This is a genomic window from Bordetella ansorpii (assembly GCF_900078705.1).
Lineage (GTDB): Bacteria > Pseudomonadota > Gammaproteobacteria > Burkholderiales > Burkholderiaceae_B > Bordetella > Bordetella ansorpii_A.
Window position 1 is genome coordinate 1,014,410 of sequence record NZ_FKIF01000007.1, and the last position, 20,174, is coordinate 1,034,583.

Below are 20,174 nucleotides of genomic sequence, written 5' to 3' on the forward strand. Positions count from 1 at the left end.
CTGCCGGTCAGCGCGTCTGACCCGACGTCCGGTCGAACGCCACGGTATTGGAGATCGACGTCGACACACCCAGCGGGTAGTATTCGACACGCAGCGGCGCCCCATCCACGCCGGGGCGAATCGTGATGGCCGCCGCCGCCCTCACGATGGCCTCGCCCCCGCCCAGCGGCTCGCGCATGTCGCCTTCGCGCCCATACGAGGCGATCGTCCATTCGGCGTCGATGCCGATCCGCACGAAGCCGCCTTCGTCTCTCACCTGGAAGCGGACCCGCGGATCGTGGGCGTCATCCAGTTGCACGCGCAGGCCGTTGACCGTCAGCAGACCCGTGTCGGCATCGCGGAAGGCCTGCAGCGAAGGGATCGCCACGGCGTCGCGCGCCAGGGCGGGATCCAGGTAGCGGCTGGCCTCGGCCATGACCTCCGGCTTCTGCCCGCAGGTGTTGTACAGCTGTTTCAGGATGGCGGATTCAGCCCAGTCCGGGCCGCCCCCCCAACCCATCATGCTCAGGCCGGCGCCCCACAAGGCCTTGCCGCTCTCGACCATGCTGTCCGAATACCCCATGGCCGAGCCCGGCAGGTCCAGGTCGATGTCCTTGGCGTGCGCGGCGAAGCCGGCGCCGACGCGGTAGCCGCCCCGGTCGGTGCCGGCGGCCGGCGCCCGGCCCAGCGCCTCGCGCACTTCGGCTTCCCGCGCCTCGGGCAGGCTGGCGATGTGGTGGCTGTGCGCCTCGATGCGGTCGAGCTTGCCGCTCCAGGTGTGGGCGACCTCGATGCCGCCGCGCGTGCCCAGGGGCGCCAGTTGCTGCGGCGACAGTTCGTCCTGCACGCGCTCCAGTTCGGCGCGCTGCTGCGGCGCCAGCTCGGCCTGGGCCAGGCGGTCCGCCATGCTGTCCACGGGCGCCTGCCCATCGGGACCGTATTCGCGCACGGCCTGCTGGCGCATCAGCGCGTCGGCCAGGTCGCGCGGCGTGGTGCCGGCGTCGATCACCACGTCGGCCAGCGGCTCGGCCAGCGCCCGCGCATAGGCCTGGTTGGCCACCATGGCCTGCGGTTCGCCACCCAGCGTCTGCTGCAGCACGTCGATGCCCAGCGGCACGTCTTCATGCACGAACTGCCGCACGGTCTCGCTGACCTGGGCGGTGACCTCGCCGGCCTCGCGCACCACCGCGTCGCGCATCGCGGTGGCGGTCTCCGTGACGGTGGAGGCCATGTCCACCACCCTGTCGCGGGCCTGTCCGGCCAGCGCCACCACGGCGTCCTTCGCCTGTCCGGCCATCCCGGCCGCCTGCCCACCCAGCGCGGCCACCTGGCGCGCCGTATCGACGCCCGCCATCGTCAGCGGCGCGTACTCGCGCAGCGGCGTCTCGTAGTCGTTGCGGCCGGTCAGATGCTCGGCCGCGAGGCCGGCCGCCAGCTTGTACTGGGCGTCCGCGCGCATGTCGTAGGCCGGGTTGTCGACGATGGCGCGCTGGATGACGGCCTTGATCTGGCCGCACAGGAAATTGCCCAGCGGCCTGGCGTCCAACATGCCGTGCAGGTAGGTCTCCAGCGGCGCCCATCCGTGCTCTTTCACCAAGGTGGCGACGACTTTCTCGGCCGCGTGGTCGCCGACCAGGCTGCCGGCCAGTTCGGACGACATCTGGCGCACCGCGCCGTCGACCGCCTGCTTGGCCAGGCGGCTGGGCAGGCTGCCCGCGTCCTTGTCCATGATGCGCGACAGGCCTTCGCCAGCCAGCTCGGCCACCGCGGACTTCATGCGCTGCATGTCGTTGTCGATGACGGCGTCGCGGATGCGCGGCAGCAACACCGCGCTGCGGTCGCCCAGCGCCTTGGAGGAAACCGCGAACTCGGTACCGAGTTCGACCGCCTTGTGCAGGATGTCCTGCGCCAGCGTCTCGCGGTTGACGCGCCCGCCGGTGATCCAGTTGACGAAACGGTTGAGGGTGTCGGACTTCTCCAGCGCCGCGAAGGCGAGAGACTGCGCGGCGACGCCGGCGATAGAGCCTACCGTGGCCATGAGGCGATCTCCGTGCGGGTCAGACGCGCTGCAGCGGGAGGCCGGCCAGCGGGTCGGCGGCGGGCGCCATGCGGGCCACGATGTCCAGCAGTCGGGCACGCCAGCGTTCGGCCTGGTTGACGAAGCCCTCGACCTGTTTCAGGGCGGCGGCCTCGTCCAGCGTGGGCAGCGCCAGGGTCTTGAAGAACAGCACGCGGTCGAGCTGCGGATCGAAACCGAACACGCCCCCCTCGGTCGCCATGCCGAACAGGTGCAGTTGCAGCAGGGCCGCGAAGAAGGCCTCGCGGTTGGAGGCCGGCGCCTGCGCAGCCGTCACGTACAGTTGCAGATTGCCGCTGTCGGCCTCGAATTCCAAGGTCACTTCCAGCGACCGGTCGAACTGGATGGTGCAGCCGCCCGTCTGGACCGCCGCGTTCAGGTCCAGCTTGGTTTCCATGCCGAGGGCGGCGAGCAACTGCGCGAAATTCATCGAGAGACTCCTGGTATCGGGCCGCGCATCCGCGCTGACGGCCTCGCCCACATGAGGAACAACCCCCGCGCAAAAGTTCCTTGCACGCATCGTCCATGCCCGGGCCATATAATTCCGCGACCCGCCGCCGGCGCAGTCACGCCCGATGCGGCCCTTTTTCACACCAGGAATCGCACGCCCTCATCATGCCCGACCAGGAACCCGACACCGTCTCCGCCCTCGAAGCCCCCGAATTCGCCGCCGCCCAGTTCGTCCGATGGTTCCGAGAGGTGGCGCCTTACGTGCACGCCTTCCGAGGCAAGACATTCGTGGTGGCCTTCGGCGGCGAACTGGTGCAGGAGGGCGCGCTGAACGCGCTGATCCAGGATCTGTCGCTGCTGTCCGCGCTGGGCGTGCGGCTGGTGCTGGTGCACGGCTCGCGCCCCCAGGTCAACGAGCAACTGCGCCTGAAAGGCTTCACGCAGCAGTTCGGCCGCGGCGTGGCGCCCACCGACAAGGCGGCGCTGGAATGCGCCAAGGAAGCCGCCGGCGAAATCCGCCTGGACATCGAGGCCGCGTTCAGCCAGGGCCTGCCGAACACGCCCATGTCGGGCTCGCACATCCGCGTCATCTCGGGCAACTTCGTCACGGCCCGCCCCACCGGCGTGGTCGATGGCGTCGATTACCAGCACACCGGCCTGGTGCGCAAGATCGACATCGACGCCCTGAAGTTCGCCATCGAGCGCGGCTCGGTCGTGCTGCTGTCGCCGCTGGGCTTCTCGCCCACGGGCGACGCCTTCAACCTGGCGATGGAAGAACTGGCCACCAGCGTGGCCGTGGCGCTGCGCGCCGAGAAGCTGATCTTCCTGTCCGGCGCGCCCGGCGTGCTGAACGAGGACGGTTCGGTGGACACCGAACTGGCCCGCGTGGATGCGGACGCCCTGCTGGCCGCCGGCGGCCTGGACGAGGACACGGCCTTGTACCTGCAATACGCCTCGCTGGCGGTCAAGCGCGGCGTGGCCCGCGCGCACCTGGTGCCGTTCTCGCTGGACGGCGGCGTGCTGCTGGAGATCTTCACCCACGATGGCGTGGGCACCATGGTGGTGGAAGACACGCTGGACGATCTGCGCCCGGCCACCATCGACGACGTCGGGGCCATCCTGAGCCTGATCGAGCCGCTGGAAGCCGACGGCACGCTGGTGCCGCGTCCCCGCAGCGTGATCGAGCGCGACGTCGAGAACTTCACCGTGCTGGAGCACGACGCCGTCATCTACGCCTGCGCGGCCCTGCATCCGTACCCCGAAGAGCAGATGGCCGAGATGGCCTGCCTGATCGTCCATCCCGAATGGCAAGGCTCCGGCGAAGGCGAGATCCTGCTGCGCCACATGGAGGCGCGCGCCCGCGCGCTGGGCATGAAGCGCCTGTTCGTGCTGACCACCCGCACCTCGCACTGGTTCATCAAGCGCGGCTTCGTGCAGGGCGGCATCTCCGACCTGCCGCGCGACAAGCAGAACCACTACAACCGCTCGCGCAACAGCCTGGTCTTCATCAAGAAACTGTGACGCCGGCAGGGCCGCGAGCCGGGCATCCGCCTGGCACGGCTAAAATCGCAGCTTCGCAATCCTTACCGGCAGCAGACCATGGCTCGTACCGTCAACTGTGTGAAATTGAAGCGTGAAGCCGAAGGGCTGGATTTTCCGCCCTACCCCGGCGAAATCGGCACGCGCATCTGGCGAGAGGTCTCGAAAGAGGCCTGGGAAGAATGGAAGGCCATCCAGACCCGCCTGGTCAACGAAAACCGCCTGAACCTGGCCGACGCCCGCGCCCGCAAGTACCTGCAGCAGCAGATGGAGCGCTTCCTGTTCGAAGACGGCACGGTCGAGGCCCAGGGCTTCGTGCCGCCGTCGGCGTAACGACTCGGGGCCTGCCGCACCGATCAAAGATCGGCGCGAACAGGCGGCATGCCGGCCTGCGCGGCCGCATGCCAGGCGCCCGCATCAGGCCGACTTCACGGCCAGTTGCGCCAGTTGCGCATCGCTCATCGCCAGCGCCGCATCGGCCATCGCGGCCGTCACCGCCAGCGCCTGGCGCATTTCAGCCTCTTCGATCACGCTCATCAGGTCGCCCGCCGACAGGATGTTGTTGACGCGCGACTGCGGCTTGCCGAACCCGGCCACCAGCCGCAAGGCCGGAATCCCGTGGCGGGCGAAGTTGGCATGGTCCGAATTGGGCATCAGCGGCAACCAGGTGCCGACCGGTACGCCCGATGCCTCGGCGGCCTGGCCCACCAGCGGCTCCAGGCCCGGAAAATCGCTGATCAGCGCCATCAGGCCGGCATCGCCCGCCACCGTGTCCAGATTGATGTTCACCTTCAACTGTCGACGCTCCGGGGCCGGCATCTCGGCCAGATAGCGCTCGGACCCCGTCAGCGCCCATTCCTCGGCGCAGAAGAAGCACACGCGCAGGCCCAGCGTATCCGGCCCCAGGCGGGGCGCCAGGATGCGCGCCGCGGCCAGCGCCACGGCCACGCCCGTGGCGTTGTCCAGGGCGCTGCAACCCAGGTCATGCCCGTCCATGTGCGCGCTGATGACCACGCGGCCCTCGCGCCCGCCGGGCAGGTCCAGCACGCCCACGCTGGCGCGCGACGCCTCGATCTCCCGGCCCTCGACCAGCAGGCGCACCCGGGCGCCGCCGGCCGCCGCGGCGGCCGCCAGGATACGCGCGCCTTCGGCATCGATGTAGGCGGCCGGGATACCCGCCCCGCCACGCGGACGGCCGGACGAACCGGACAACACGCCCGCGCCCGGCAGCGTGTTGGCGATCAGGAACCCGGCCGCGCCGGCCGCCACCGCCATATCGTACTTGCGGCGCCGGTGCAGGTGCTCGCCGGAGAACGGATATTCGTGGCGCACCAGCACGATGCGGCCGCGCACGGCGTCGCCCGCCCGCGCGAAATCCTCCGCGCGGCCGCCGTCCAGGTCCAGCACCAGGCCTTCGAGGCCTTCCGGCGGCGTCGAGGCCGATCGCAGCAGCGGCCGGCAGGCCAGGGGCAGCGCACCGTCGGGGCCCAGCAGTTGCAGCCCGGCGCGCTCGCAGCGCCAGCCGTCGTAGGGCACCGTCGAGCGGCGCACGTCCGGCCCGATGGCGCGCAGGCGTGTTTCGGCCCAGTCCATCGCCGCATCGTCCTCGCCCGAGCCCGACATGCGGCCCCCGAACCCGCAGACCGCGCGGAAGTCGTCCATCAGGGCCGCATCGGCCGACGCGGCTTGCTTCCAATCCATCATGAATCTGTCTCCTGAAAACCCGTATCAGTCCAGCTTGATGCCGGCCTTGGCCACGACGTCCCGCCAGCGGGCGAAGTCGGTGTCCAGCAGCTTCTGCAAGGCCGCCGCCGACGTATCCGGCGGCAGGCTCACGCCCACGCTGGACAGGCGCTGCTTCACGGGCTCGGCCTGCATGACCTTCTTCATCGCGGCGTCCAGGCGCTGCAGCACGTCCTGGGGCGTACCGGCCGGCGCCATCAGGCCCCACCAGCTCTCGACGGTCAGGTCGGGCAGGCCGAGTTCGCTGAAGGTCGGCACCTCGGGCGTGTCGGCCTGGCGTTGCGGCGAGGACACAGCGATCGGCTTGATGCGGCCGGCCTGGTACAGCGCGGCGGCGGTGGGCATGGTGGTGAAGCTGGTCTCGATCTGTCCGCCGGCCAGGTCGTTGACCGAGGCCGAGGCGCCCTTGTAGGGGATGTGCACCAGCTTGATGCCGGTCTTGATCATCATCAGTTCGGCCATCAGGTGGGTGAACGAGCCGTTGCCCCCCGAGCCGATCGAGATCAGGCCGGGACGCGCGCGCGCGGCGTCGATCATGCCCGCCACCGACGTCGCCTCGAAACCCGGCTTGACGAACAGGTACATGGGCGAGACGCCCAGCAGCGTGACCGGCGCGAAGTCCTTGCGGGCGTCGTACTTGACGCGATCCTTGTACAGCGCGGGCACGATGGTGAACGGCACGTCGGCCAGCAGCAGGGTGTAGCCATCCGCGGCGGAATCGCCCACGAAGGCGGTGCCGATCATCGAACCGGCGCCGGCGCGGTTCTCCACCACCACCGACTGGCCGAGCTCGGCGCCGAGCTGGTCGCTGATGGCGCGAGCCAGCACGTCCGAGCTGCCGCCGGCCGAATACGGCACCACCAGGCGGATGGGCTTGTCAGGATACGCGGCCAGGGCCGGGGAAGCGGCGAGCGCGATCAGGCACGGCACGGCGGCCAGGAGTTTTTTCCACTTGAACATTGTCGGTATGGGGGCAAAGAGAAGGAACGCCCTCATTCTGTGGCGAGGGGATCCGCCCGGCAAACGACATATCCGCATGCGCCATTCCAGACTGGAATAGCGCGGGCCGTCTCAGCGCAGCGCCCGCACCTGGTCGTTCAGGCGGCCCGCCCTGTCGGATACCCAACCGCACAGGGCCTCGGCATAAGGGCCGCCGACGTTCGGGCGAGGCTGCAAGAGGAAATAACCGTAGCGGCCCTCCACCACCTCGCCCAGGGGACGCACCAGCGCGCCCGACCGCAGGGGTTCCAGCACCATGCACAGCGGCACGACCGCCACGCCCAGGCCGGCCAGCACGGCCGGCAACAGCACGGAGAAGCCCTCGTACTCGGGCGCGGACGGGGCCGGCCCCGGCCACAGCGGCGCGATGTCGGCCTTCCATTCGTCCCAGCCGTAGCCGCGCTGGGCCCGCTTCAGCAACGTGGCCCGGTCCAGGTCGTCCAGCGTGCGGATCGGCGTGCGCGCCAGCAGCGCGGGCGCGGCGACCAGCGTCATCTCGCGTCCACACAGATACTGCGCGGACATGCCGGCCACATGGCCGGTATGCAGCTGGATCTCGGCATCGAAGCGCTCGGACCGATCCCGCGCATACAGCAGGCGCGGCCGCACGTTGACGCGCACCTCCGGGTGCAGGTCGAAGAACTCGCGCAGGCCGGGGATCAGGCAGAACTGCGCGAACGACGGCGATACCGCCAGGTTCAGCGCCACCCGCGAGCCGGGATGCGCGACCATGGCATCGGCCTCGTCGATCAGGCGCATGCCGGCCGCGACGCGCTCCAGATAGAGCGCGCCGGCATGCGTCAGCCGCAGACCCGCGGGCAGGCGCTTGAACAGCGGGCAACCCAGCCGGTCCTCGAGCGCGCCGACGTGCTTGCTGACCGCGCTTTGCGTCAGGTGCAGATTCTCGGCGGCGCGGCTGAAGTTCAGCGTGCGCGCGGCTTCGAGGAAAATACGCAGCGAGGTCAGGGAGTTGCGCGAGCCTTTCATGGAGTGCGGCGAAGGAACAGCGGGAGGGCGGGGGCGCCCGTGTCACATTTCATCATAATCCGCGCAAGATGCTTAAAATCGGGCATCCCCAGACCACCGCGACCCTAAAGGACCCATGCGAGGACTGCTGCCCATCGCGCCGCTGTTGCTGCTGGCCGGCTGCGCCACGGTGCCCCCCTCGAATCCGGAGAACATCTGCGCGATCTTCCGCGAGAAACCGGATTGGCACGACGCCGCCCTGCGCGTGCAGAGCAAGTGGGGCGTGCCGCCCCAGGTGCCCATCGCGATGATGTACCAGGAGTCCAGCTTCCGGCACGATGCGGTGCCGCCCCGCTATTACTTCCTGGGCTTCATCCCCTGGGGCCGCGTCAGCTCCGCCTACGGCTACGCGCAGGCCAAGGACGAGACCTGGGCCGACTACCAGCGCGAGGCCGGCGGCTGGACCTCCAGCCGCAGCGACTTCGGCGATGCGATGGACTTCATGGGCTGGTACATGACCAAGACCCAGAAGCTCAACGGCGTTTCCAAATGGGATGCCTACCGCCAGTACCTGAACTACCACGAAGGCTGGACCGGCTACCGCAACCGCAGCTATGAAGCCAAGGCCTGGTTGAAGCGCGTGGCGGCGCAGGTGCAGGCACGCGCCGAACGCTTCGGCACGCAGTACAAGGCCTGCGAGGGCGAACTGAACCGCGGCGGCTGGCTGGGCATTTTCTAGGCTGCGCGGGCGTTCCTGCACGCCCCGCCCCACGGCGTTACGATGGACGGACCGCTACGAACGATCCGGAGGAGCCATGTCCGACGCCACGCTGTGGGACGACTATCTGCAACGCATCGGCCTGCATTCCTGGCCCTCGGCCACCCTGGACGGCGTCGCCTCCCTCGTGCTGCGGCACGTGCAGGCCATTCCCTTCGAAAACCTCGATCCCCTGCTGCGCAAGCCCGTCAGCCTGGCCCTGCCCGACCTGCACCGCAAGCTGGTGGCCGGCCGGCGCGGCGGCTACTGCTACGAGCACAACCTGCTGTTCGGCGCCGCCCTGCGCGAACTGGGCTTCACCGTGACCGACCTGGCCGCCAGCGTGCTGTGGTCGCATCCCGAGGACGCCATCACCCCGCGCACCCACATGCTGCTGCAGGTGCGCATCGACGGCCAGCCGCACATCATCGACGTGGGTTTCGGCGCGATGACCCTGACCGGCGTACTGCGGCTGGAACCCGGCGTGCAGGCCACCCCGCACGGCGATTTCCGCCTGGTGCCGGGCGAGGCGGGCAACTGGCGCATGCAAGCCATGGTGGGCGGCGGCTGGCGCACGCTGTACCGCTACGACCTGCAGGCCCAGACGCTGCCCGATTACGAAGTCGCCAGCCATTACGTCTCGACGCATCCCGATTCCATGTTCATACGCGACCTGCTGGCCGCGCGTCCCATCCCCGGCGCCCGCCTGGCCCTGCGCAACCGGGAGTACACGCGCTACGGCCCGGACGGCACGGCGCACAGGCGCACGCTGGCTGGCGCGGCCGAGATCCGCGAGGTGCTGGCCGTGGACTTCGGCATCGGATTGCCGCCCGGCAGCCGCTTGAACGACGTACTGGAACGCCTGCCGGAATAGGTGGGATGGAACTTTGACACCTGTTTTATGTCTTATATAAGATATAAGACATAAGCACCCAATTCCGCTTCTCTCACATACAATGACAAGCACGCCGAAACGCCTGAAAATGGCGCTTTCACGCGGTCCAAACCCAGGGAGTCCGACATGCCGCACAACACGCTCGACACGCTCAAGACATTCAAGCTAGGCAAGAAAACCTGTCAGTATTATTCGCTGCCGGCCCTGGGCAAAGCCCTGGGCATCGACGTGCAGCGGCTGCCGGTGTCCATCCGCATCGTGCTGGAATCCGTGCTGCGCAATTGCGACGGCCAGAAGGTCACCGAAGAGCACGTCCGCCAGTTGGCCGGCTGGCAGGCCAACGCCCGCCGCGAAGACGAGATCCCCTTCGTCGTGGCCCGCGTGGTGCTGCAGGACTTCACGGGCGTTCCGCTGCTGGCCGACATCGCGGCCATGCGCTCGGTGGCCACGCAGATGGGCAAGGATCCCAAGCGCATCGAGCCGCTGGTGCCGGTCGACCTGGTGGTCGACCATTCGGTCATGATCGACCACTTCGGCACCAAGGACGCGCTGGACCTGAACATGAAACTCGAGTTCCAGCGCAATAAAGAGCGCTACCAGTTCATGAAGTGGGGCATGCAGGCGTTCGACACGTTCGGCGTGGTGCCCCCGGGCTTCGGCATCGTCCACCAGGTCAACCTGGAATACCTGGCGCGCGGCGTCCACCATGACCGGAACGACGTGTACTACCCCGACTCGCTGGTGGGCACCGACAGCCACACCACCATGATCAACGGTATCGGCGTGGTCGGCTGGGGCGTGGGCGGCATCGAGGCCGAGGCCGGCATGCTGGGCCAGCCCGTGTACTTCCTGACGCCCGACGTGGTGGGCGTCGAACTCAAGGGCAAGCTGCGCGGCGGCGTCACCGCCACCGACCTGGTCCTGACCATCACCGAAATGCTGCGCCGCGAGAAGGTCGTGGGCAAGTTCGTCGAGTTCTGCGGCGAAGGCACCGCCAGCCTCAGCGTCACCGACCGCGCCACCATCGGCAACATGGCGCCCGAATACGGCGCCACCATGGGCTTCTTCCCCGTGGACGACCGCACCATCGACTACTTCGAGGGCACGGGCCGCACCCAGGAAGAAATCGACGCCTTCGCCGCCTACTTCAAGGCGCAGAAGATGTACGGCGTGCCCAAGGCAAAGGACATCAACTACACCAAGCTGCTGACGCTGGACCTGTCCACCGTCGCGCCGTCGCTGGCCGGCCCGAAGCGTCCGCAGGACCGCATCGAGATCGGCAACGTCAAGAACACCTTCATCGACCTGTACTCCAAGCCGGTCTCCGAGAACGGCTTCAACCAGCCGGCCGAGAAACTGTCCGAGACGTTCACCACCAGCGCGGGCACGAAGATCAAGAATGGCGACATCCTCATCGCCGCCATCACCTCGTGCACCAACACGTCCAACCCCAGCGTGCTGCTGGCCGCCGGCCTGCTGGCCAAGAAGGCCGTCGAGGCCGGCTTGAAGGTGCCCAGGCACATCAAGACCTCGCTGGCCCCCGGCTCGCGCGTCGTCACCGAATACCTGACCAAGACGGGCCTGCTGCCCTATCTCGAGAAGCTGGGCTTCGACGTGGCCGCCTACGGCTGCACCACCTGCATCGGTAACGCCGGCGACCTGACCGCCGACCTGAACGAAGCCATCACCGGCAACGACCTGGTGTGCGCGGCCGTGCTGTCGGGCAACCGCAACTTCGAGGCCCGCATCCACCCGAACATCAAGGCCAACTTCCTGGCCTCGCCCCCGCTGGTGGTGGCCTATGCGCTGGCCGGCACCGTCACGCGCGACCTGATGACCGAGCCCGTGGGGCGCGGCAAGAACGGCGACGTGTGGCTGGGCGACATCTGGCCGACCACCGACGAGATCAACGAACTGCTCAAGTTCGCGCTGAACCCCGAGGCTTTCCAGCAGAACTACGGGCAGGTCAAGAGCAACCCCGGCAAACTGTGGGAGAACATCAAGGGCGTCACGGGCGAAACCTACGATTGGCCCGAGTCCACCTACATCGCCGAGCCGCCCTTCTTCGCCGACTTCGGCATGACGCCGGGCGCCATGCCGACCGTCCGCGGCGCGCGCGCGCTGGGCATCTTCGGCGACTCGGTCACCACCGACCACATCTCGCCCGCCGGCTCCATCAAGGAAACCTCGCCCGCGGGCAAGTGGCTGAAAGAACACGGCGTGATGAAGGCCGACTTCAACAGCTACGGTTCGCGCCGCGGCAACCACGAGATCATGATGCGCGGCACCTTCGCCAACGTGCGCATCAAGAACCTGATGATCCCGGCCAAGGCCGACGGCAGCCGCTTCGAAGGCGGCGAAACCCTGTTCCAGCCCACTGGCGAACAGATGTCCATCTACGACGCGGCCATGAAGTACGTGGGCCAGGACACCCCCACCGTGGTGTTCGGCGGCGAAGAGTACGGCACGGGCTCGTCGCGCGACTGGGCCGCCAAGGGCACGCAACTGCTGGGCGTGAAGGCCGTCATTGCCCGCAGCTTCGAACGCATCCACCGCAGCAACCTGGTGGGCATGGGCGTGCTGCCCCTGCAGTTCAAGGGCAACGACAGCGTCGACAGCCTGGGCATCACGGGCCGCGAAACCTATGACATCTCCGGCCTGGAAGGCGGGATCAAGCCCATGCAGGACGTCACCCTGACGATCCACCGTGAAGACGGCAGCACGCAAGAGGTCGTCCTCATGCTGCGCATCGACACGCCGATCGAGGTGGACTACTACAAGCACGGCGGCATCCTGCCCTTCGTGCTGCGCCAGTTGCTGGCCGCCTGATCGCGGCGGCCCCGGGGCAGGCCTGCCTGCCCCGGCCGGACGTCGCCGGCAGCGGCGCTCAGGCGGGCCAGTGCCCGCCGAGCGCCCGGCTTGCCTCGGCGGCAGCCTCCTGAACCAGTCTGGACATCTTCTTGATCGCGGCCGGGGTATAGCGTTCCTGCGGCCCCGACAGCGATATCACCCCATACAGCGCGTTGTCCGGCCCGAATACCGGACTGGCGACAGCCGCGCAGGCGGGATCGCGCTCTCCCATCGAGGTCATGACCAGGCCGGTGTCCCGCACCGAGGCGCCATTGACCAGGTAGGCGGTGATCAGCTTGCCCGCCGCGCCTTTGCCCAGCGGCAAGAGGTCGCCCGCGCGGATGCGGTCCAGCGTGGAATGATGCGAGTCGACGCGCAACAGGCAGATACGCGATTCGGCGTCGTGAAAGGCGTGGAATGAGGCGCTTTCGGTGCCCCGATCGACCAACCCCTGCAGCAGCGGCTGCAGGGTTTCGGTCAGGCGGTACGTCGCCTCGTAAGCCCGTCCCAGCCGGTGCGCATACAGGCCCAGCGCATAGCGGCCATCGGGACGGCGCGCCACCAGGCCGCCTTTTTCCAGAGACGCGATGAGGCGCAGCAGCGTACTTTTGTAAAAGCCCGTCGCGCGGGACAGATCGGCCAGACTGATGGGATCCGTGCGCTGCGCGATGGCATCGACGATGGCCAGCGCGCGTTCGACCGCGGCGACGCCGTCGGTGGCTTCAGGAGAGGCTATGGGGCTCATGGAAACGGCCTGGGCGGATGGTCGGGGCAATGACGGACGATACGGCATTTCCATCGACTTCCGTCCACGGACGGGGCGAGCCCGGCGGGCCGCTAGTCCTGGCCGCCGACGGGAACCTCGTCGCGCGGGTCATCGATGACCTTGCTGATGACCGGCCAATAGAGGTTGCCCAGCCCGCGCGCCAGCGCCGCTTCGAACCATTGATCCACATTGCGGGCGCCATGAGCGGCGATACCCGTCTGTTCGGCCAGACGCAACGCATACTTCAGGTCTTTGCGGGCATAGGCCACCGGGAACGCCTTCTCCGGAAATGCGTCCGGCAGGATAGCCTTTAAGCCGTGGTTGCGCAATGCGAAGCTGTCCGCGGACCCGCGCGTGAAGGCTTCCAGAAGGATCCTGGGATCGACGCCTGACCGGCGTGCGATGCCGCGCGCCTCGGCCAGCGCCGTCACGGTCTCGAACAACACCATGTTGTTGAGAATCTTCACGACCTGTCCGCAACCCACGGGACCGCACAGCGTGATTTCCTCCGCAAACGTCGCGATCAAGGGCTGGACCCGCTCGAACACGGCGGGGTCCGCGCCGACCATCACCGACAGCTTTCCGGCCTCGGCCGCCGCACGGGTGCGGGCGACCGGCGCGTCGATGAAAACTGCCTGGGCCGAGGCGAACTCCCGGGCCAGCCGCCGCGTGGTATCCACCGGCGAGGTGCTCGTATCCACGACGATCTGGCCGGGCCGCGCCTGCGCCAGCAACCCGTCGGCGCCGTACACGAGCTTTTCCACGATCTCGCCCGAAGGCAGGCAAAGGAAGATGACGTCACAGTCGCGCGCGACACCCGCGAGATCGCTGGCCTGCACGCCGTGCGAGGCCAACCGCTGCAGCGGCGCGGCGTCATGGTCGCAACCCAGCACGGGCAACCCGCACTTGCGGGCCAGATTGCGGCAGATGGGTTCTCCCATGACACCCAGGCCGATAAAGCCGATGCGTTTGAAATCGTTCATTCGAAAAACTCCTGTCCTGTCCGACGAGGTCGGCAATGTGTATCGAGAAATCGGTCATGCGGTCCGCGGCGCGGCATGGCGGCGGTCCGTGAGGCGACGGCGCCTACATCGCGAAGTAGATTCCCTTGGATTGCTGGTAGAGCCTCAGCCCCGAGACGCCCTTCTCCCGTCCGAGGCCGCTTTGCTTGTATCCGCCGAACGGCGTGGAGATGGACAACTGCTTGTAGGTGTTGATCCAGACGCTGCCCGCCTCGAGCTGGCGGGCAACGCGCCACGCGCGGCGGTAGTCGGCCGTCCAGATGCCGGCGGCCAGGCCATAGGCGCTGTCGTTGGCCTGTGCGACGAGGTCGTCCTCATCCTCGAAGGCCAGCACGACCAATACCGGGCCGAAGATTTCCTCGCGCACCGCGCAAGCTTGCGGGCCGAGTCCGCCGATCACGGTGGGCAGATAGAACGCCCCCTGGGCCAGGCGCTCGTCATCGGGACGGCGCCCCCCCGCCAGCACCTCGCCACCCTCTTCGCATGCGCCCCGCACCATGGATTCGATCCTGTCGCGGTGGGCGAACGACGCGATGGGGCCCATCTGGGCGCCCTGGGCATCGGGCAGGTCCACCCGTATGGCGCGCGTGCGGGCCAGCAGCTTGTCCAGGAAGACCGCCTGGATGTCGCGGTGGACGAACAATCGCGAACCCGCGACGCAGGACTGGCCGCTGCCCTCGAAGATGCCTCCGATGACACCTGCCACGGCGGCGTCCAGGTCGGCGTCGGCGCATACGATGTGCGGCGACTTTCCCCCCAGTTCCAGCGCCACCGGCATGAGCTTGTCCGCCGCCACGCGCGCGATGGCGCGGCCGCTGGCCGTGCCCCCCGTGAAGGACACCATGCGCACGCCCGGATGCGCCACCAGCAGTCTGCCCGCGTTGCCGCCCAGGCCGGGCAGGACGTTCAGGATGCCCGGCGGCAGGCCTGCCTCGAGCGCGATGCGGCCGAGCTCCAGCGCCGGCGAAGGCGTGACTTCGGACGGCTTGAGAATCACCGCATTGCCCGCGGCGAGCGCCGGCGCGACTTTCTGGGCCTCCATCGTGAGCGGCGAATTCCAGGGCGTGATGGCGGCCACCACGCCGTAGGGCTCGTACTGCGTCATCGACAGATAGTTGCCGCGCGCGGGAGTGACCTCCGCGCTCACCGTCTCGCAGACGCCCGCGTAATAGCGGAAGGTGGCGGCGGCGCCCGCCACCTGTGCCTTGCACTCGGCCCACACCTTGCCGTTCTCGATCATCTGCAGGCGCGCCAGACGTTCGGCGTGCTTGTCCATGCCGTCGGCGATACGCCGCAGCAAGGCGGCGCGCTGGTGGGCAAGCATGTCGCGCCAGGCCGGCTGGCGCACCGCCCGCCACGCGCTCTCGACCGCGGCATCGACCTGCCCGGCGCCCGCCGCGGCGACCTCGAAATTGGCAAGACCGGTGGCGGGATCGATCGTGGCGATCGATTCCGCCGAGGATACCCAAACGCCGTCGATGAGCATGGGCTTGGGGGAAGAAGAGGTGTCAGGCATGGCTGTCTCTGTCGTTGTTCATGATTCGAATGGCGGCTCGCGGCTGGCTGGCGCCCTTCCCGGAGTCGGGAAACCCCTGGCGGACTTCGAGGCGCCAAAAAGCGAAAACGCCTGTAAAATAGAATACACGTTCTGTATAGCAGAACGAAAAGGATAGCCGTACCGGCCACCGAAAACAAGAGGAGATAGATGAAATGACGTGCTTTCGCCGTAATCCCGGCTCCAGCGCCACGAGCCACATCCCTGCGCCGCGCCGCCGTGGGACCGTCCTTCGCGTGTTCGCCGCCAGCCTCGCCGCGGCCGCCGTCGGCACCCTGGGCATGACCGGCCCCGCCCGAGCCGAGGTCTTTCCTTCGAAGCCCGTGGCAATGATCGTTCCCTACCCCGCGGGCGGCGCCACGGACGTCATCGCCCGGGCAACGGCCGAGAAGCTGGGCAGTGCCTGGAAGCAGCCGGTCATCGTCGAAAACCGGGCCGGCGCGGGCACCACGATCGGGGCCGCATCGGTGGCGCGCGCGGCGGGCGACGGGTACACCCTTTTCATGACCACTTCGGCGCACACGATCAGCGGGCACATCTACGGCAAACTGAGCTACGACCCGATCAACGATTTCGCGCCCATCACCCTGATCACCAAGGTGCCGCTGGTGCTGGTGGTCAATCCCGCGGTGCCGGCCAGGACACTAGCGGAATTCCTTGCCTACCTGAAGACCGACGGCGCGCGCGTCAACTTCGCGTCGCCCGGCAAGGGCACCGCTCAGCACCTGAGCGGTGAACTGTTCAAGATCGCCACGGGCAGCGCCATTACCCACATCCCGTATCGCGGCGATGCGCCGGCCTTCACGGACCTGGCGGGCGGCCAGGTGCAGATGATGCTGGCCACCATCACCTCGGCGTTGCCGCTCATCCACTCGGGCAAGCTGCGCGCCCTGGCGGTGGCGAACGGCAAGCGGGTCAAGGCGCTGGCCGACGTGCCCACCTTCGGCGAGGCCGGCATGCCGGGGTTCGAGGCGGCGACGTGGTTCGGCCTGCTGGCCCCCGCATCCATCGATCCGGCGCTGCAGGCGCGCATCTACAAGGACGTGGCCGCCGTGGTGGACACCCAGGAGATGCGCAAGCGCATCGAAGACCTTGGCGGCGACGTGATGAACAGCACGCCGCAGGCGTTCGCCGCATTCATGAAGGAAGAAGAGGCGAAGTGGGGCAAGGCGGTCCAGGCCAGCGGCATGACGGCCCAGTAGCGGCGTACCAGGCCGGGCGGCGCGCTGGCGGGACGCGCACGCCCGTATCAATCCAGCTTGATATCGGCCTTGGCCACCACGTCGGCCCAGCGCGCGCGTTCCTTGTTGAAGAACGTGTCGAGGTCGGCGGGATTCATCACGACCACTTCGGCGCCCTGCTCGCCCAGCTTCTGCTTGATGTCGGGCTGGCTGATGATCTTGGCCAGTTCGGCGCCCACGCGGCTGGCGATGGCGTCCGGCATGCCGCGCGGGGCCAGGATGCCTTGCCAGGTGCCGGATTCGAAGCCGGGCACGCCCTGCTCGGCGATGGTGGCGACGTTGGGCAGGATGGACATGCGCTCGCGCTTGGAGATGGCGATGGCACGGAGCTTGCCGCTCTGCACGTGCGGCAGCGTGGCAAGCAGTCCATTCATGATGATCTGCACCTGGCCGCCCACCACGTCGGTGATGGCCTGCGCGCCGCCCTTGTAGGGCACGTATTCCCATTTGGCGCCGGTGGCCTGCCCCACCGCCACGCCGGCCAGGTGCGGCGCGCTGCCCACGGCTGGCACCGCGAAGTTCAGGCGCTCGCGCCTGGTCAGCTCGATCAGTTCCTGCAGGGTGTCGACCTTGATCGAAGGGTGCACGGCGATGACGTGCGGCGAGTACGCCAGCATGCTGACGCCGCGCAGGTCCTTGGTGGGATCGAAATTGAGCTTGGTGTAGACCGACGGGCTGATGGCCAGCGCGCCCACGTCGCAGATCAGCAAGGTATGGCCATCGTCGGCCTGGGCCGTCTGCCCCGCGCCCAGGTTGCCGTTGGCGCCGGGGCGGTTATCCACGATCACCGTCTGGCCCAGCGCGGTGGACAGCGGCTGGCTGATGGCGCGGGCAATGATGTCGGACGACCCGCCGGCCGGGTAGGGCACGATCAGGCGGATGTTGCGGTTGGGCCAGTCTTGCGCGGCAAGGACCGGACGCGCGGCCGAGGTGAGCGCAGCCGCTCCGATGACGGCCAGAAATTCCCGGCGGGCGATGGGCATGAAAGTGTCTCCTTTCCTTGGGTTCGAATGCTTTCACATTCCGTTCAGGTTGTACGATGTCTTATGAATTTATTGTGCGTTAGCCCAAACCGGAAGTCAATGGAGAAAAGGCGGCCCCCGAAGGAGGCCGCCTTGCCGTTCACGTCACGAGGAGGGGGCCGGCGGATGCCGCGCCGGCGGCGCCGCGCCGGGCGAAGCCTAGCCGCTGAACGCGTAGGCGTCCATGGCCAGCGCGCCGTAGGCCACTTCATCGACCAGGCGGGTACGCACGGGCCCACCCGCGCCCAACGCGACGTAGAACGGCATCAGGTGGTCGTCATGCGGATGCGCCCGCGCCGCGCCAGGGGCCGACGCCTGCCAGTCGAGCAGGCCGCCGACATCCCCGGCGGCGACGTGCCGCGCGTACCAGTCCTGGAACGGCGCCACGTAATCCACGGCTGGCGCGCCGTGCGGCATGCGGACGTCGCGCAGGTTATGCGTCAGCGACCCCGAACCGATCAGCAGGATGCCCTCGTCGCGCAGCGGCGCCAGCGCCCGGCCCAGCTCGTACTGCCCGCGCGCGTCCCGGCCCACGTCCAGCGCCAGCTGCACCACGGGCACGTCGGCCTCGGGATACAGGTAGCGCAGCGGCACCCAGGCGCCATGGTCCAGCGGGCGGCGCGGATCGTCGCCGGCCTGCATGCCGGCGTCGGCCAGCACCTGCCGCACCCGCGCGGCCAGTTCGGGCGAGCCCGGCGCGGTGTACTGCAATTGATACAGCTCGGGCGGAAAGCCGCCGAAGTCATGCCAGGCCACTTGCCGGTCGCGGGTGGAGACCGCCAGCCCGTGGCCCATCCAGTGCGGCGACACCACGACGATGCCTTTCGGCCGCTCGGCCTGAGCCTGGCCCCAGGCCTGGAGCACGGCGCCGGTGCGGCCGGGCTCGACCGCCATCATCGGAGAACCATGGGAAATGAAAAGCACGGGCCAACGCATGGTGACACCTCGGGAATCGCACAGGACAACATAACCATGATGCCCCGGCCCCGCCGCGCGATAAATGGGGGCTGGCGGCACGCACTGTTGCCTCGGACGGATCAATGGGTTCGGGCCGCGCGGCGGGCAGAGGTAAACTAGGAGGTTCCCTCCACCGCTTCAAAGAATTCATGGCCCGAGTCCGCAGTCGAACCTCCTCGCCCCGCATGGGCCGCGACGCCACGCGTCTTGTGTCCCTGGCGCAGGCGCTGAACCGCTCCGGCAGCCACCTGGAAGACGTCTACTGGCAGGGGCAACTGGGCGAGGCCGTCCCCAAGCTGCTGCGCCAGGGCCAGGACGGCCCGCTGGAAGCCGCGCTGGATCATCTCGCGCAACACGACGCCGGCGCGTACGAAGTGCTGATCGAGTGGGCCGAGACGCTGTCCGAATCCATGCAGGTCGAGAAGAACGGCGTGCGCCACGACGTGCTGCTGCTGGTCGCGCCCGTCGCCGCGTGGACGCGCTACACCATTCCCACCGGCCCGATCTCCGCGTCGGCGCAGCAGGCCCTGCTGGCGCAGCTGCACGGCCACATCCTGGCCAGCAATGCCCGCGTGGCGCTGCTGCCGCAACTGGTCAGCATCGACCAGATGCCGCGCACCTTCGGCGAGACCTGGCAATGGATGCACCGCCTGGCGGCCCGCGCCCTGGGTGCCGAGACCAGCCTGCCGGTGCTCAACACCGACATCGAAACCGCCAACATGCTGGCCGACACGCGCTACCTGGTGGCGGCCGTGGCGGTGCCCGAACGCGGCGCCCTTTTCCGCTGGCAGGAGCACCCCGAGGATCCGGCCGCCAGCCGCGAGGCCTGCCTCGAACGATGGATCGCCCAGGCCCAGCCCACGCTGGCCTCGCTGCTGCCGGGCTGCGGCATCGAATGCCTGCTGCCCGACGCCTATTACGTCAGCAACCGCGACGCCGACCGCCGCGTGCGGCCCCTGTCGCTGCGCGCCGCCATCGGTTGGCTGGAAGGCGCCGTCAGCCTGCCCGCCGATCAGTTGCGCGCCGTGATCGCCGGGTGCGGCGAGGGCCAGGTCGACGAATACCGCATCGGCTTCACCCCGCGCAACAGCAACGACGTGTATTACGGCTGCGTCTGGCCGCTGTATGGCCGCGAGGAAGATCCTCCGGGCGATGACGGCCAGCCCGACGCCGTCGACGAGATCGCCGCGCTGCTCAAGGAATACGGTGTGGCCGACGTGCGCCGCATTCCCGGCGTGCTGCCGCCCGACTACTGCGAGGATTGCGGCGCACCGCAATTCCCCAATCCGCTGGGCGAACTCGTGCACGCCGAATTGCCCGAGGACGCCGAAGCGGCGCCCACGCGCTTCCACTGAC

The 20,174-nt window shown here is 68.4% G+C and carries 17 protein-coding genes; 7 read left to right on the plus strand and 10 right to left on the minus strand.

Features of this window, described 5'->3' with window-relative positions; all coding sequences use genetic code 11:
• Positions 1 to 7 precede the first annotated feature (7 nt).
• Positions 8 to 2,017, minus strand: a complete 2,010-nt coding sequence (locus tag A6745_RS20250) for a hypothetical protein (RefSeq protein ID WP_066131101.1) — start codon at positions 2,015 to 2,017, stop codon at positions 8 to 10.
• A gap of 19 nt (positions 2,018 to 2,036) precedes the next feature.
• A complete protein-coding gene (locus A6745_RS20255; protein WP_066131102.1) occupies positions 2,037 to 2,486 on the minus strand; it encodes a type III secretion system chaperone in 450 nt (149 codons plus the stop codon).
• Positions 2,487 to 2,671: 185 nt separating this feature from the next.
• On the opposite strand from A6745_RS20255, the gene argA reads away from it, so the two are divergent.
• The gene (argA, locus tag A6745_RS20260) at positions 2,672 to 4,027 is read left to right on the plus strand and encodes an amino-acid N-acetyltransferase (RefSeq protein WP_066131105.1); all 1,356 of its coding nucleotides are present in this window, start codon (positions 2,672 to 2,674) and stop codon (positions 4,025 to 4,027) included.
• Between the two features lie 78 nt (positions 4,028 to 4,105).
• The gene (locus tag A6745_RS20265) at positions 4,106 to 4,378 is read left to right on the plus strand and encodes an oxidative damage protection protein (RefSeq protein WP_066131108.1); all 273 of its coding nucleotides are present in this window, start codon (positions 4,106 to 4,108) and stop codon (positions 4,376 to 4,378) included.
• Positions 4,379 to 4,462: 84 nt separating this feature from the next.
• Here the strand turns inward: A6745_RS20265 and A6745_RS20270 are convergent, their stop codons facing one another.
• The 3 genes from A6745_RS20270 to A6745_RS20280 form a co-directional block, all read right to left on the minus strand.
• On the minus strand, positions 4,463 to 5,749 hold the full coding sequence (locus A6745_RS20270) for a M28 family metallopeptidase (RefSeq protein WP_066131110.1): 1,287 nt from the start codon (positions 5,747 to 5,749) through the stop codon (positions 4,463 to 4,465).
• A 24-nt stretch (positions 5,750 to 5,773) separates the two neighbouring features.
• Entirely contained in the window at positions 5,774 to 6,748 is a 975-nt protein-coding gene (locus tag A6745_RS20275) for a tripartite tricarboxylate transporter substrate binding protein (RefSeq protein ID WP_197488197.1), read from the minus strand.
• A 111-nt stretch (positions 6,749 to 6,859) separates the two neighbouring features.
• Entirely contained in the window at positions 6,860 to 7,774 is a 915-nt protein-coding gene (locus tag A6745_RS20280; RefSeq protein WP_066131120.1) for a LysR family transcriptional regulator, read from the minus strand.
• A gap of 115 nt (positions 7,775 to 7,889) precedes the next feature.
• Between A6745_RS20280 and A6745_RS20285 the strand changes: the two genes are divergently transcribed.
• From A6745_RS20285 to acnA, 3 genes are all read left to right on the plus strand, one after another.
• A complete protein-coding gene (locus A6745_RS20285) occupies positions 7,890 to 8,492 on the plus strand; it encodes a transglycosylase SLT domain-containing protein (RefSeq protein ID WP_066131126.1) in 603 nt (200 codons plus the stop codon).
• 76 nt (positions 8,493 to 8,568) lie between these two features.
• Positions 8,569 to 9,384: an arylamine N-acetyltransferase family protein gene (locus A6745_RS20290; protein ID WP_066131130.1), complete on the plus strand. Its 816-nt coding sequence runs from the start codon at positions 8,569 to 8,571 to the stop codon at positions 9,382 to 9,384.
• Positions 9,385 to 9,531: 147 nt separating this feature from the next.
• Positions 9,532 to 12,234 carry an aconitate hydratase AcnA gene (acnA, locus tag A6745_RS20295; RefSeq protein WP_066131133.1) on the plus strand — a complete coding sequence of 901 codons (2,703 nt, stop codon included), beginning with the start codon at positions 9,532 to 9,534 and terminating at the stop codon, positions 12,232 to 12,234.
• A 58-nt stretch (positions 12,235 to 12,292) separates the two neighbouring features.
• On the opposite strand, the gene A6745_RS20300 is transcribed toward acnA, so the two are convergent.
• From A6745_RS20300 to A6745_RS20310, 3 genes are all read right to left on the minus strand, one after another.
• Positions 12,293 to 13,000: an IclR family transcriptional regulator gene (locus tag A6745_RS20300; protein ID WP_066131134.1), complete on the minus strand. Its 708-nt coding sequence runs from the start codon at positions 12,998 to 13,000 to the stop codon at positions 12,293 to 12,295.
• Positions 13,001 to 13,092: 92 nt separating this feature from the next.
• A complete protein-coding gene (locus A6745_RS20305) occupies positions 13,093 to 14,040 on the minus strand; it encodes an NAD(P)-dependent oxidoreductase (protein ID WP_231886046.1) in 948 nt (315 codons plus the stop codon).
• 67 nt (positions 14,041 to 14,107) lie between these two features.
• Positions 14,108 to 15,559 carry an aldehyde dehydrogenase gene (locus A6745_RS20310; protein WP_066131141.1) on the minus strand — a complete coding sequence of 484 codons (1,452 nt, stop codon included), beginning with the start codon at positions 15,557 to 15,559 and terminating at the stop codon, positions 14,108 to 14,110.
• Positions 15,560 to 15,753: 194 nt separating this feature from the next.
• On the opposite strand from A6745_RS20310, the gene A6745_RS20315 reads away from it, so the two are divergent.
• Positions 15,754 to 16,800, plus strand: a complete 1,047-nt coding sequence (locus A6745_RS20315; protein ID WP_231886047.1) for a tripartite tricarboxylate transporter substrate binding protein — start codon at positions 15,754 to 15,756, stop codon at positions 16,798 to 16,800.
• A 47-nt stretch (positions 16,801 to 16,847) separates the two neighbouring features.
• Here the strand turns inward: A6745_RS20315 and A6745_RS20320 are convergent, their stop codons facing one another.
• Positions 16,848 to 17,822, minus strand: coding sequence for a Bug family tripartite tricarboxylate transporter substrate binding protein (locus A6745_RS20320; protein ID WP_066131142.1), 975 nt, complete (start codon positions 17,820 to 17,822; stop codon positions 16,848 to 16,850).
• 198 nt (positions 17,823 to 18,020) lie between these two features.
• Positions 18,021 to 18,797: a DODA-type extradiol aromatic ring-opening family dioxygenase gene (locus A6745_RS20325; protein WP_082853167.1), complete on the minus strand. Its 777-nt coding sequence runs from the start codon at positions 18,795 to 18,797 to the stop codon at positions 18,021 to 18,023.
• A gap of 170 nt (positions 18,798 to 18,967) precedes the next feature.
• On the opposite strand from A6745_RS20325, the gene A6745_RS20330 reads away from it, so the two are divergent.
• Positions 18,968 to 20,173 (plus strand): DUF2863 family protein, encoded by a 1,206-nt coding sequence (locus A6745_RS20330; RefSeq protein ID WP_066131150.1) that lies wholly within the window; start codon positions 18,968 to 18,970, stop codon positions 20,171 to 20,173.
• Position 20,174: the final 1 nt, after the last annotated feature.